The sequence below is a fragment of the Pseudomonas sp. CK-NBRI-02 genome (genome assembly GCF_008124495.1).
GTDB classification, from domain to species: Bacteria; Pseudomonadota; Gammaproteobacteria; order Pseudomonadales; family Pseudomonadaceae; genus Aquipseudomonas; species Aquipseudomonas guariconensis.
Genome location: NZ_VSJH01000006.1, coordinates 435,532 through 447,090, shown reverse-complemented (window position 1 = coordinate 447,090; position 11,559 = coordinate 435,532). Strand labels below are relative to the sequence as shown.

13 protein-coding genes and 1 riboswitch are annotated in these 11,559 nt (G+C 62.8%); of the genes, 7 read left to right on the top strand and 6 right to left on the bottom strand.

What is annotated here, in order from left to right:
• Positions 1-60 precede the first annotated feature (60 nt).
• Together mazG and DQ397_RS06565 are read left to right on the top strand one after the other, a co-directional pair.
• Positions 61-894, top strand: coding sequence for a nucleoside triphosphate pyrophosphohydrolase (gene mazG / locus DQ397_RS06570; protein ID WP_043215186.1), 834 nt, complete (start codon positions 61-63; stop codon positions 892-894).
• A gap of 24 nt (positions 895-918) precedes the next feature.
• On the top strand, positions 919-1,458 hold the full coding sequence (locus DQ397_RS06565; protein ID WP_043215184.1) for a DUF2058 domain-containing protein: 540 nt from the start codon (positions 919-921) through the stop codon (positions 1,456-1,458).
• Between the two features lie 45 nt (positions 1,459-1,503).
• Here the strand turns inward: DQ397_RS06565 and DQ397_RS06560 are convergent, their stop codons facing one another.
• From DQ397_RS06560 to purM, 4 genes are all read right to left on the bottom strand, one after another.
• On the bottom strand, positions 1,504-1,686 hold the full coding sequence (locus DQ397_RS06560) for a hypothetical protein (RefSeq protein ID WP_043215180.1): 183 nt from the start codon (positions 1,684-1,686) through the stop codon (positions 1,504-1,506).
• 237 nt (positions 1,687-1,923) lie between these two features.
• Positions 1,924-2,634, bottom strand: coding sequence for a DUF3108 domain-containing protein (locus DQ397_RS06555; RefSeq protein WP_043215178.1), 711 nt, complete (start codon positions 2,632-2,634; stop codon positions 1,924-1,926).
• Between the two features lie 8 nt (positions 2,635-2,642).
• The gene (purN, locus tag DQ397_RS06550) at positions 2,643-3,296 is read right to left on the bottom strand and encodes a phosphoribosylglycinamide formyltransferase (protein ID WP_090343586.1); all 654 of its coding nucleotides are present in this window, start codon (positions 3,294-3,296) and stop codon (positions 2,643-2,645) included.
• The gene (gene purM, locus DQ397_RS06545) at positions 3,296-4,354 is read right to left on the bottom strand and encodes a phosphoribosylformylglycinamidine cyclo-ligase (protein ID WP_148921518.1); all 1,059 of its coding nucleotides are present in this window, start codon (positions 4,352-4,354) and stop codon (positions 3,296-3,298) included. The genes purN and purM overlap by 1 nt, the downstream gene beginning before the upstream one ends.
• 343 nt (positions 4,355-4,697) lie before the next feature.
• On the opposite strand from purM, the gene DQ397_RS06540 reads away from it, so the two are divergent.
• The 5 genes from DQ397_RS06540 (at position 4,698) to DQ397_RS06520 (ending at position 9,178) form a co-directional block, all read left to right on the top strand.
• Complete coding sequence (locus DQ397_RS06540; RefSeq protein ID WP_043215676.1) at positions 4,698-5,753, top strand: DUF2066 domain-containing protein; 1,056 nt, start codon at positions 4,698-4,700, stop codon at positions 5,751-5,753.
• Positions 5,754-5,765: 12 nt separating this feature from the next.
• Positions 5,766-6,839 carry an AI-2E family transporter gene (locus DQ397_RS06535; RefSeq protein WP_043215674.1) on the top strand — a complete coding sequence of 358 codons (1,074 nt, stop codon included), beginning with the start codon at positions 5,766-5,768 and terminating at the stop codon, positions 6,837-6,839.
• A 192-nt stretch (positions 6,840-7,031) separates the two neighbouring features.
• Positions 7,032-7,736 (top strand): DnaA regulatory inactivator Hda, encoded by a 705-nt coding sequence (hda, locus tag DQ397_RS06530; protein ID WP_043215671.1) that lies wholly within the window; start codon positions 7,032-7,034, stop codon positions 7,734-7,736.
• 126 nt (positions 7,737-7,862) lie between these two features.
• Positions 7,863-8,501, top strand: a complete 639-nt coding sequence (locus DQ397_RS06525) for a C40 family peptidase (RefSeq protein ID WP_043215669.1) — start codon at positions 7,863-7,865, stop codon at positions 8,499-8,501.
• A gap of 140 nt (positions 8,502-8,641) precedes the next feature.
• Positions 8,642-9,178 carry a C40 family peptidase gene (locus DQ397_RS06520; RefSeq protein WP_043215667.1) on the top strand — a complete coding sequence of 179 codons (537 nt, stop codon included), beginning with the start codon at positions 8,642-8,644 and terminating at the stop codon, positions 9,176-9,178.
• 7 nt (positions 9,179-9,185) lie between these two features.
• On the opposite strand, the gene DQ397_RS06515 is transcribed toward DQ397_RS06520, so the two are convergent.
• On the bottom strand, positions 9,186-10,487 hold the full coding sequence (locus DQ397_RS06515) for a sorbosone dehydrogenase family protein (protein WP_043215684.1): 1,302 nt from the start codon (positions 10,485-10,487) through the stop codon (positions 9,186-9,188).
• Positions 10,488-10,613: 126 nt separating this feature from the next.
• Complete coding sequence (locus DQ397_RS06510) at positions 10,614-11,192, bottom strand: hypothetical protein (RefSeq protein ID WP_043215665.1); 579 nt, start codon at positions 11,190-11,192, stop codon at positions 10,614-10,616.
• Positions 11,193-11,332: 140 nt separating this feature from the next.
• Positions 11,333-11,557: riboswitch (cobalamin riboswitch) on the top strand.
• Positions 11,558-11,559 lie beyond the last annotated feature (2 nt).

The following is an 11,559-nucleotide window of genomic DNA, read 5'->3' as shown; positions in this document are numbered from 1 at the left end:
TTCACCCCGCTTGTGGAAGCCGGTTCAACCGCCAGAAGCCGCCGCCGAAGGACCTGCCCGATGACCTACACTGTCGATGACCTGCTGCACCTGATGGCCCGTCTGCGCGACCCGCAATACGGCTGTCCGTGGGACCTGAAGCAGGACTACGCGAGCATTGTCCCGCATACCCTTGAAGAGGCCTACGAGGTCGCTGACACCATCGAGCGTGGCGATTTCGAGCACTTGCAGGGTGAGCTGGGCGACCTGTTGTTCCAGGTGGTCTACTACAGCCAGCTGGCGCGGGAGGAGGAGCGTTTCGAGTTCGCAGGCGTGGTCGACGCGATTACCCGCAAGCTGATTCGCCGTCACCCCCATGTGTTTCCTACCGGCGACCTGTATGCCCCGCTGGACACTCCGCGTCTGGACGAGGCGCAGGTCAAGGCGCGCTGGGAAGAGATCAAGGCCCAGGAGCGTGCCGAAAAGAGCGAGCCCGAACAGTTGTCGTTGCTCGACGACGTGCCGGCGGCCCTGCCGGCCTTGTCCCGTGCGGCCAAGCTGCAAAAGCGCGCGGCCACGGTCGGTTTCGACTGGCCGGATGCCCTGCCGGTGCTGGACAAGGTCCGTGAGGAACTGGACGAAGTGCTGCAGGCCATGGCCGATGGCGAAGCTGATGCACTGGAAGATGAAATCGGCGATTTGCTGTTCGCCGCGGTCAACCTGGCCCGCCATCTCAAGCAAGACCCGGAAAACGCCCTGCGCCGCGCCAACCGCAAGTTCGAGCGGCGTTTTCGTTTCATCGAACAGGCATTGCGCGACAATGGCCGGCCGATCGAAGATTGTACCCTCGATGAACTGGACGCCCTGTGGGGCGAAGCCAAGCGTCAGGAAAAGAACCTGCCCAGCTGCGGCTGAGCTGTTGCATAAGTGAGTGAATACATGAGCCTTTCCCTTCGCGACCAATTGCTCAAGGCCGGTCTGGTCAACCAGAAACAGGTCAAGCAGGTCAACAAAGCCGAGAAGAAACAAAAGCGTCTGGAGCACAAAGGCCAGGCCGAGGTCGACGACACCCAGCAGCGCCTGGCCAAGGAGGCCATGGCCGAAAAGGCCAAGAAAGACCAGGAGCTGAACCGCCAGCTTCAGGAAAAGGCCGAGCAGAAGGCCCGCGCCGCGCAGATCAAGCAACTGATCGAGGCGACCCGTCTGCCCAAGCTCAATACCGAGGACTACTACAACTTCGTCGACGATAAGAAGGTCAAGCGCATCGCCGTCAACGCCTTGATGCGCAGCAAACTGAGCAACGGCGCCCTGGCCATCGTGTCTTTCGGCGGCGGTTACGAAGTGATCCCGCGTGAAGCGGCGGTGAAGATCCAGGAGCGTGACCCCAATCGCATCCTGCTGCTCAACACCCATGTCGAAGAAGCGGACGAGGACGATCCGTACGCGGCCTACAAGATCCCAGACGATTTGATGTGGTAAAAGACGAAAACCCCGCTCAGGCGGGGTTTTTCGTGGGCAGTGCGGTCATTGCGGGCTGTGCTGGTTCTCCAGGCATTCCAGCTCGCTGCGGTACTGTTGGGCTTCGTGTTCGGAGTGGAACATCCCCACCAGCTCGCCCTGCTGATGCACATCCCAGATCCGCAGGCCGTGGGCCTGGCTTTCGTGGGACATTTTCGATTCGTCGCGTTCGGTTACTTGGACAGTCATCGTTAAACTCCACTTTCGGTTGGCTGCGGCAACATGTCGCAGGCCTTCTTTATAGAGTTAGTTAGCAGGCTAAGTAAATAAAAAGACGATGAAACAAAGTTCATGAAGGGCTGTTTGCGGCTAAACCCGCTCCCCTAGGTAAACAGTGTTTATAGGAAGCGGGTTTGCCCGCAAGCCGGCGGGACAAGCAACAAAAAGCCCCGCACTAAGCGGGGCTTCGGGGGCTCACAACGGTGATCAGTTGCCTTTCACCGACTTGCCGTCGACCGTGCCATCCTGCAGCACGATCACGTATTCCTTGCCATCGGTCTCGACCTGGCGCAGTTGCACCAGCAAATAGTCCCACTCTTTGGCGAACCACAGCTCGGTGATGCGCTTGCTCTGGCTCGGGTCGCGGACGCGCTCGACCTTCACGGCATCGACCTGGCCGGTCTTGGTGGTGACTTTCTCGGTACCGAGCACGCGGAAGTCATAGGTGTCGATCTCGTCACCGTCGACGACCTGGTAGGTCATGCTCTTCTTGCCTGCGGCCACGTCATGCTGCAGGGCCAGCTGATAGGACGATTTGTCCAGCACGCCGCGGTTGAGCGGCAGGTTGATCGCATCGCCACGGTCGGTGCCGGTGACCTTCTTGCTGTTCCAGTCGAAATCCAAGTCGACTTTCTTCGCCTTGCCCAGGCCGCCGCGTTCGAAGTGATACTTCTGCGGCAGCAGGGTGTCGTTGTCCAGGCGCAGGGTACTTTGCTCGGTCAGGCTGGCGATCATCATGGACGCCTTGAAGTTCAGGCTCCAGGTACCGTTGGCGTTTTTTTCCAGGCTGCGCTCGGCGGTGCCGCTCATGGGCAGCTGCTTCCAGTCGGCGGTGTAGCTGGCCGAGAAAGGCTTCAGATCAGCTGCCTGGAGGGGCAGGGCGAGCACGGCGAGAGCCAAGAGCAGGGCACGACGCATAAATTCTCCTAGGGTCGAATCAAGTGACCGCTGGCCGCCAGGGGCTGGCCATCCAGTAGTGCACCTTGTTCGCCCAGACGCAAGCGTCCTTCGGCGAACCAGCGCACCGCCAGCGGGTAGATCTGGTGTTCCTGGCGATGAACGCGCTGTGCCAGGCTGTCGGCTGTATCGCCTGGCTCCACCGGTACCACAGCCTGTACGACCAGAGGGCCGCCATCGAGTTCCTCGGTGACGAAGTGTACGCTGCAACCATGCTCCGCGTCGCCCGCCTCCAACGCACGCTGGTGGGTGTGCAGGCCCTTGTACTTGGGCAGCAGCGACGGGTGGATGTTCAGCAGGCGGCCTTGGTAGTGGCGCACGAAGCCGCCGCTGAGGATGCGCATGAAGCCCGCCAGCACCACCAGATCGGGCTTGAAGCCGTCGATCAACGCCATCAGCGCCGCGTCGAAGGCTTCACGGCCATCGAAGCCACCGTGCGCGAGCACGGCGGTCTCGATGCCCGCTGCCTGGGCCCGTTGCAGGCCATAGGCATCGGCGCGATTGGAGATCACGCCACGGATGCGCACCGGGCTGTCTTCGCCACGGCTGTTGTCGATCAGCGCTTGCAGGTTGCTGCCGGAGCCCGACAGCAGTACTACGACATTGCAGGTCTTGCTTGGCATCAGTGCGCCTTGAGGTTCTGCAATTCGACCTGGGCGGCGCCAGCCGGCGCTTCGGCGATGCGGCCGATGACCCATGGCTGTTCGCCGGCGTCACGCAGCACTTGCAGGGCGCTGTCGACTTTGTCCTGGGCCACGCAAATGACCATGCCCACGCCGCAGTTCAGCACGCGGTGCATCTCGTGCTCGTCGACGTTGCCTTTTTGCTGCAGGAAGTCGAATACCGCCGGGCGCTGCCAGCTGGCCACGTCGATGATGGCCTGGGCGTTGTCGGGCAGGACGCGTGGGATGTTGTCCAGCAGGCCACCGCCGGTGATGTGGGCCATCGCCTTGACCGCGCCGGTGTTCTTGATCAGCTTGAGCAGCGGCTTGACGTAGATGCGGGTCGGAGCCATCAGCAGATCGGCCAGAGGCTTGCCGTCGAGCTGGGTATTCTCGATGTCGGTGCCGGAGACTTCGAGGATCTTGCGAATCAGCGAGTAACCGTTGGAATGCGGGCCGGAGGATGGCAGGGCGATCAGGGCGTCGCCGGTGACGACCTTGGAGCCGTCGATGATTTCGGATTTTTCCACCACGCCGACGCAGAAGCCGGCCAGGTCGTAATCCTCGCCTTCATACATGCCAGGCATCTCGGCGGTTTCGCCACCGACCAGCGAGCAGCCGGCCAGTTCGCAGCCGGCGCCAATGCCGGTGACCACGGTGGCGGCCACGTCGACGTTGAGCTTGCCAGTGGCGTAGTAATCGAGGAAGAACAGCGGTTCGGCACCGCAGACCACCAAGTCGTTGACGCACATGGCGACCAGGTCCTGGCCGATGCTGTCGTGCTTGTTCAGGTTCAGCGCCAGGCGCAGCTTGGTGCCGACGCCGTCCGTGCCGGAGACCAGAACCGGCTGCTTGTAGCCGGCCGGGATCTCGCAAAGGGCGCCGAAGCCGCCCAGGCCACCCATGACTTCAGGGCGTGCGGTGCGCTTGGCCACGCCCTTGATGCGTTCGACCAGTGCTTCGCCGGCGTCGATGTCTACACCGGCGTCCTTGTAGCTCAGGGAGGGTTGCTTGCTCATTGATCCAGGCCTTTAAGAGGGAGGGATTCGGGAAAACGACCGCGACGGCCAAGGCCGGCTCGAAGGGCGGCGGCTGCCTGTACGTCACTGGTCTGCGAAGGCGCGCGATTTTATCAGGGTTGCCGGGCAGCGGCCATCCTCAGGCCGACGGGCAGGCCGCGAATCTGGCAAAAAACATCCTTTCACAGGCCGCGACTGGTTGCCGCGCCAGTGCCTGTATAAGGTAATAGCAATGGCGGCGGGCCGAATCTGTCCGGCATGGCGGAGCGTTTTGCGCGGTGTCGTGGTCACAGCAGCAGATTCGGGGCTCGGTGCCCCTTGGTCATCTGGACAGGAATCCTCCATGCGTTTTCTCAATTACCTGGCTGCCGCCTGCCTGATCGCGGGCAGTGTCGTCGCACAGGCCGAGCCGGTTTCCGGGCTCTACCAAGTCCGTGAACCGATCGAAGGGCAGGGCAGCGACGCCCGCGCCCAAGCCACTGGCAAAGCTTTGGACACACTGGTGCTGCGTTTGACCGGCGATCCCAAGGCCGCGCAAAGCCCAGCCCTGGCGGCCCTGCGCAAGGACCCGCAACAAATCATCAACCAGGTGGGCTCCGAAGCCGGTCCGCCTGAAACCCTGTTGGTGGAATTCGACCCCGGCAGCACCGAGCGTGCCCTACGCCAGGCTGGCCTGGCACTGTGGGGCAGCAACCGTCCCTCGATACTCGGCTGGTGGCTGAACGACAGTGCCGAGGGCAGCAACCTGGTCGGCGACGGCCAGTCGACAGCTGCGCCACTGCGCCGCGCCGCCCAGCACCGAGGTTTGCCGCTGCGCCTGCCTTTGGCCGATCTGCAGGAGCAACTGGTCGCCAACGCCAAGCAGCTCGAAGGCAGCGACCCTGCGCCGCTGCGCGAGGCATCCGAGCGCTACGGCGCCGATGCGTTGCTGGCTGTGCATGCCCACGAGGCCGATGGCAAGTGGCAGGGCAAATGGCAGTTGTGGCTGGGCGACCAGCGTGAGCAAGGCACTGCCGAAGGCGCCGACCAGGCCGCCCTGGCCGATGCGGTGATGCTGGCGATCAGCACGCGTCTGGCGCCGCGCTACGTCACCCGCCCGGGCGCCAGCAGCGAGCTGCAACTGCAGGTGCAGGGCATGAACCTGCAGCATTATGCAGAGCTCAATCGGGTACTCGAACCCTACGCCCCGCGTTTGCGGCAAGTCGACGGCGGTACCCTGACTTACAGCGTCACCGGTAACCGCGAACAGTTGCGTGCTCAGCTGGGGCTGGCCAAGTTGCAGGAGTTGCCCCCTGAGCAGTCCTCTGCTCCGGCACCTGCTCCGGCGGCAGATGGACAACCCGCCGCCGCCCAGCCGGCTGCGCCCAAGCCGTTCGACGGCCTGCGTTTTCGCTGGTAAGGAGTGCCAGGCATGATCGAGGTTCGCCGTTGGGCGTGGCTGGGTGTGGCGCTGCTGGTCGCTGCGCTGCTTTATTTCCTGCACAACATCTTGTCGCCGTTTTTGGTAGGCATTCTTTTAGCGTATCTGGCCGACCCGCTGGTCGATCGGCTGGAGCGCATGGGGCTGTCGCGCACCTGGGGCGTGGTGGTGGTGTTCAGCCTGTTCACGCTCATTTTCCTGGCCTTGCTGCTGGTGCTGGTTCCGATGCTGGCCAAGCAGCTGGTGCGCCTGTACGAACTGACACCACAGATGCTCGACTGGTTGCAGCATGTCGCCTTGCCTTGGGTGCAGAGCCGCCTGGGCCTGGCCGATGGGTTCTGGAAGTTCGACAAGATCAAGGCCGCCATCGGTGCGCACATGGGCCAGACCACCGATATCGTCGGCATGCTGTTGTCCCAGGCCACTGCCTCGGGCCTGGCATTGCTCGCCTGGCTGGCCAATCTGGTGCTGATTCCGGTGGTGGGCTTCTACCTGCTGCGCGATTGGGACCTGATGATGGCCAAGCTGCGCAGCCTGCTGCCGCGTCAGCGTGAGCGCCAGGTGATGGGGCTGGCGGGCGAGTGCCATGAAGTGCTGGGGGCGTTCGTGCGTGGCCAGTTGCTTGTAATGCTGGCGCTTGGTTTGATCTATGCAGGAGGTCTGATGCTGGTAGGCCTGGAGCTGGGCCTGTTGATCGGCCTTCTGGCAGGGCTTGCGGCCATCGTGCCATACATGGGCTTCATCATCGGTATCGGTGCGGCCTTGATCGCCGGTCTATTCCAGTTTGGCGGCGACCTGTACCCGATGTTGGGCATCGTTGCGGTGTTCATGGTCGGCCAGGCTCTCGAGGGGATGGTGCTTACGCCACTGCTGGTGGGCGATCGAATCGGGCTGCACCCGGTAGCGGTGATTTTCGCCATCCTGGCCGGGGGCGAGCTGTTCGGCTTTACCGGTGTGCTGCTCGCGCTGCCAGTGGCGGCGGTGATCATGGTGCTGTTGCGCCATGTGCACGACCTCTACAAGGAGTCGGACATGTATGCGGGTGATATCGATCCGCAGCTTTGATGCGAGAGGGCTGCTTTGCGGCCCTTTTCGTAGGCAAGGGGGACGATGGGCTTCTAACGGTAAAATGCTCTCGCAACTCCTTGATTTTCCTTATGCTCTTACCCTCGCGCATTGTGCCGCCCGCGCTGCGGGTATAGACTTTGCACACTGTTCACCAAAGGCCCCCTGTGGTCCTCGCGACCGCCCGCCAGCATGAAACCGATCCAGTTGCCCCTGGGTGTGCGCCTGCGCGATGACGCCACCTTCATCAACTATTATCCGGGCGCCAATGCCGCGGCATTGGGCTACGTCGAGCGGCTATGCGAAGCCGACGCCGGCTGGACCGAGAGCCTCATCTACTTGTGGGGCAAGCAGGGCGTGGGTCGTACCCATCTGCTCCAGGCCGCCACCCACCGCTTCCAGCAGTTGGGTGAACCTGCGGTCTACCTCCCTCTGGCACAACTGCTCGACCGAGGCGTGGAATTGCTCGATTACCTTGAGCAGTACGAGCTGGTGTGCATCGACGATCTGCATGTCATCGCGGGCAAGGCGGATTGGGAAGAGTCCATATTCCATCTGTTCAACCGCCTGCGCGATAGCGGTCGACGCCTATTGCTCGCGGCCTCCGCCTCGCCGCGCGAGCTGCCGATCAAACTCCCTGACCTCAAATCCCGGCTGACCTTGGCGCTGATCTTCCAGATGCGCGGATTGTCCGACGAGGACAAGCTGCGCGCTTTGCAACTGCGCGCTTCCCGGCGCGGTCTGCACCTTACCGATGAGGTCGGTCATTTCATCCTGACACGCGGTGCGCGCAGCATGAGCGCGCTGTTCGACCTGCTCGAGCGTCTCGACCAGGCTTCGCTTCAGGCCCAGCGCAAGCTGACCATTCCGTTTCTCAAGGAAACCTTGGGCTGGTAACCCCCGAAAAGCGCGGGCCAGAGCCCGAAAACAGAAAAGTCACATTTTTTTCGATAAAATTTGCAAATGGCCATGATAGAGGGCATAGTTTCACCCTTCTAAAGGATTACAGACACGGTCGTGCCCATGCTGAAGCGCTTCGCACCCCTCGTGCCACTTGCACTCGTGACCCTGCTTTTTGGCTGCGCCTCCCAAGGCCCCGTTTCCCAGCCGCAGGATCAACACTCGATCGCCGCGCACTCCGCGAGCCTGATCAAACCCTCTGCCTCTTCCGTCTTCGGTGAAGAGCCGCTGGCCACTGAAGAAGACCTGGAAGCCTTTTCCAGCAACAGCAAGCCCTACGAGCTGCCAGCCCTGGCCGACAGCATCCTGGAGCGTGGCATGTCGCTGATCGGCACCCGTTACCGTTTTGGCGGTACTTCGGAGAAGTCCGGCTTCGATTGCAGTGGTTTCATTGGTTATCTGTTCCGCGAAGAAGCCGGTCTGAACCTGCCGCGCTCGACGCGTGAAATGATCAACGTCGATGCGCCGAAGGTGTCCCGCAACAAGCTCAAGCCTGGCGACCTGCTGTTCTTCAGCACCAACGGCCGTGGCCGTGTCAGCCATGCCGGCATCTACCTGGGTGACAACCAGTTCATCCACTCCAGCAGCCGCCGCAGCGGCGGTGTACGCATCGACAGCCTTGGCGATCGTTACTGGAGCAAGACCTTCATTGAAGCCAAGCGCGCCTTGGCGATGGCGCCGACCACAATCTCGCGCAACTGATATCAAAATGATGTACCCTGCCGCGGCGGCGATGCTGAAAAGCTCGCCGCCGTGCGCATTTACAGAAAGCGTCTAATCTAAATTCTCACCACTTTTGGCTTCGGCTGCGGCCGAACGGTTCCAGACAGGATGTTCTGACCATGGCGATGTTGGCGCGCTTCGCATTCCTTTCCCTGGCGGCACTGCTCGCGGCCTGCTCCAGCCATGCTCCGGCACCGGCTCCGGTGGTCAAGCCGAAGGTCATCTTCAATCAGCAAGGGTCGTCTTCGCCCATGGCCGAGGACGTGCTGTTCCGTGCGATCGGCCTGGTAGGCACGCCGTATCGCTGGGGCGGCAACACGCCGGATTCGGGGTTCGATTGCAGTGGCCTGATCGGCTACGTCTATCGGGACGCCGCCGGGATCAGCCTGCCGCGTTCGACCCGCGAGATGATCGTCATGCGCGCGCCCAATGTGGACATCAACGCCCTGCAGTCCGGAGATCTGGTGTTCTTCGCCACCAGCGGCGGATCGCAGGTCAGCCACGCCGGGATCTACGTGGGGGAGGGGCGTTTCGTGCATGCGCCATCCACAGGCGGCACGGTGCGCTTGGATTACCTCTCCAACAGCTACTGGTCCCGGGCCTATCTGCAGGCCAAACGCGTATTGCCAACCGGGCATCTGGCTCAAAATCCCTGAGCTGCGCTCACTTTCGGCTCACGCGCCAAACCACATTGCCCACATCATCTGCCACCAAGAGCCCGCCTCGGTCATTGACCACGCCCACCGGGCGTCCCATGGCCTTGCCCTTGCCATCGAGAAAACCGGTCAACAGGTCGATCGGTTTGCCTGCGGGCTTACCCTCGCTGTCGAACGGCACGAAGATCACCTTGTAGCCACTGTGCGGCTTGCGGTTCCAAGACCCATGCTGGCCCACGAAGGCTCCCTGCTCGAAGGGCGGCGGCAACGCGCCGGCCTGGGCAAACGCCAGCCCCAGCGATGCGGTATGGGCCCCCACTGCGTAGTCTGGGACGATCGCCTGGGCGACTTTGCCAGGATCCTGCGGCTCGACCCGTTGATCCACATGCTGCCCGTAGTAACTGAAAGGCCAGCCATAGAAGCCGCCGTCCTTCACCGAGGTGATGTAGTCGGGCACCAAGTCGCTGCCGATCTCGTCGCGTTCATTGACCGCCGTCCATAGCGCGCCGGTACGGGGCTCCCACGCCAGCCCGTTGGGGTTGCGCAGGCCTGAGGCGAAGATGCGGTGTTCACCGCTGGCCGGGTCCACCTCCCAGATCGCGGCGCGGCCTTGTTCCTTTTCCAGGCCGTTCTCGCCGACATTGCTGTTGGAACCCACGGTAACGTAAAGCTTCTTGCCATCGGGGCTGGCGATGACGTTTTTGGTCCAGTGGTGATTCAACGGGCCGCCGGGCAGGTCGGTGACCGGGCGTCCTTCGGCGCGGATCTGCATCGCGCCTTCCTCGTAGTGAAAGCGCAACAGCCGGTCAGTGTCGGCCACATAGAGGTCCTTGCCTACCAAGGTCATGCCGAAGGGGGAGTTGAGCCCTTCGATGAACGTACTGCGCACCTCGGCGACACCATCATGGTCGGCATCGCGCAGCAGGGTGATGCGATTGGCGCTGGGGACCCCGGCACCGGCACGCTCCATGACTTTGCCCATTACCCAGCCGCGCAGGCCCTTGCCGTCCTCGGGCTTGGGCGGGGCATTGGTTTCGGCCACCAGGACATCGCCATTGGGCAGTACGTAGAGCCAGCGTGGGTGATCGAGGTCCCTGGCGAAGGCCACCACTCGGGTGCCCGCGGCGGCCGTCGGCGTGGCGCCGTCCGGCCAGCCGGTCGCCGGGGCGATGTTGACGGTCGGGATCAGGGTCTTGTTGGGCTCGGGCAGGCGAGGCGAGGGGCCGAAGCCGTCGCTGACCTCCAGGCGCGCGGACTCGCCGCAGGCGCTTAGGCTGGCACTCAGGGTCAACACCATCGCGATACGCATCCTGTCCATGCTCGCAATCCTCATTGGCTTGTGAGAATTGAGAGTCGGATGCGTCGGGGTAGGTTCACTCCAGGCGAATGGGCCTAGCGACCGCCGGATGGCTTCCGCGTGGGCTCATCGGCTTGCCTACGCCTGCTTGAGCAACAATGCCACCCCAGGGAAATACTGCCCCAGTTCGTTGTGCAGCGAACGGTAGGCGTAGGGGAAATGCCAGGCGATGGCGCAGGCTGTGTGTTTTTGCAGGTCGTCGACCAAGTCTTGCAGCTCCTCGGGACTAGCGTGCTGCCCGGCCTTCCAGGGGCTGACGAACAACGCGCCGGCCTTGAGCTGGCTGGGGTAGGCGATCGGGCGGGCGAGAGTGGCGGTTTCCTGCAGGGCAGTGGCCAGGTCCAGGCGGGCGATGCGCGGCCAGCGTTGGCTGACATGTAGATGAACGGATTGCTCGGCGGTGCTGATCGACAGGTCGCAGCGGCCTTCGCGTTCGCCTTCGTCGCGTTGCTTCTTGCTGGGATAGTGCGCCAACGCGACCTGTTCGGCCTGCCAGGCGGCGGCTGCGAGCAGTCCGCTGTTGGTGGCCGCGCCGTGCCAGTAGGGCGCCTCGCTGTCGCCATGTACCTGGTTGAAGCGGTCGATGCACTCGATCCAGCCTTCCAGGGCCGGTCGCAGGAATTCCAGGTTCTGGTTGTTGATGATCAGGCCTCGCATGCTGCGCTCTCCTTATAGTTTCGATCGCATTGCCGAACGCTGATGGCTATGTGATATCACTGCTGCACGTCCGGCACAAGCCATGAAGTCGAGCATTGCCTCGGGCGCGCTTCATTGACGCTCCCGCCCCAACCCTCTAACCTTCGCGGCGTGTTTCAGGTGCGCTGCCAGCCTTCGGTTGGGCAGGGTGAAACTGGGAAGCCGGTGGGCGCCAGCAAGGCGCGAATCCGGCGCTGCCCCCGCAACGGTAGGTGAGTCAAAGGTCGTGCAGGGCCACTGGATACAGGTATCCGGGAAGGCGCGCGATCCATGGGCCAAGGCCCTGCTCACGAGCCCGGAGACCGGCCTGTCACTGCCAACGGCATCA

Bases quoted from the DNA above. Each gene is read 5' to 3' on its own strand.
- mazG (WP_043215186.1), top strand. From the start codon at position 61: ATGACCTACACTGTCGATGACCTGCTGCACCTGATGGCCCGTCTGCGC.
- hda (WP_043215671.1), top strand. From the start codon at position 7,032: ATGAAACCGATCCAGTTGCCCCTGGGTGTGCGCCTGCGCGATGACGCC.
- DQ397_RS06540 (WP_043215676.1), top strand. From the start codon at position 4,698: ATGCGTTTTCTCAATTACCTGGCTGCCGCCTGCCTGATCGCGGGCAGT.
- purM (WP_148921518.1), bottom strand. From the start codon at position 4,354: ATGAGCAAGCAACCCTCCCTGAGCTACAAGGACGCCGGTGTAGACATC.
- DQ397_RS06560 (WP_043215180.1), bottom strand. From the start codon at position 1,686: ATGACTGTCCAAGTAACCGAACGCGACGAATCGAAAATGTCCCACGAA.
- DQ397_RS06510 (WP_043215665.1), bottom strand. From the start codon at position 11,192: ATGCGAGGCCTGATCATCAACAACCAGAACCTGGAATTCCTGCGACCG.
- DQ397_RS06520 (WP_043215667.1), top strand. From the start codon at position 8,642: ATGGCGATGTTGGCGCGCTTCGCATTCCTTTCCCTGGCGGCACTGCTC.
- DQ397_RS06535 (WP_043215674.1), top strand. From the start codon at position 5,766: ATGATCGAGGTTCGCCGTTGGGCGTGGCTGGGTGTGGCGCTGCTGGTC.
- purN (WP_090343586.1), bottom strand. From the start codon at position 3,296: ATGCCAAGCAAGACCTGCAATGTCGTAGTACTGCTGTCGGGCTCCGGC.
- DQ397_RS06525 (WP_043215669.1), top strand. From the start codon at position 7,863: ATGCTGAAGCGCTTCGCACCCCTCGTGCCACTTGCACTCGTGACCCTG.
- DQ397_RS06515 (WP_043215684.1), bottom strand. From the start codon at position 10,487: ATGCGTATCGCGATGGTGTTGACCCTGAGTGCCAGCCTAAGCGCCTGC.
- DQ397_RS06555 (WP_043215178.1), bottom strand. From the start codon at position 2,634: ATGCGTCGTGCCCTGCTCTTGGCTCTCGCCGTGCTCGCCCTGCCCCTC.
- DQ397_RS06565 (WP_043215184.1), top strand. From the start codon at position 919: ATGAGCCTTTCCCTTCGCGACCAATTGCTCAAGGCCGGTCTGGTCAAC.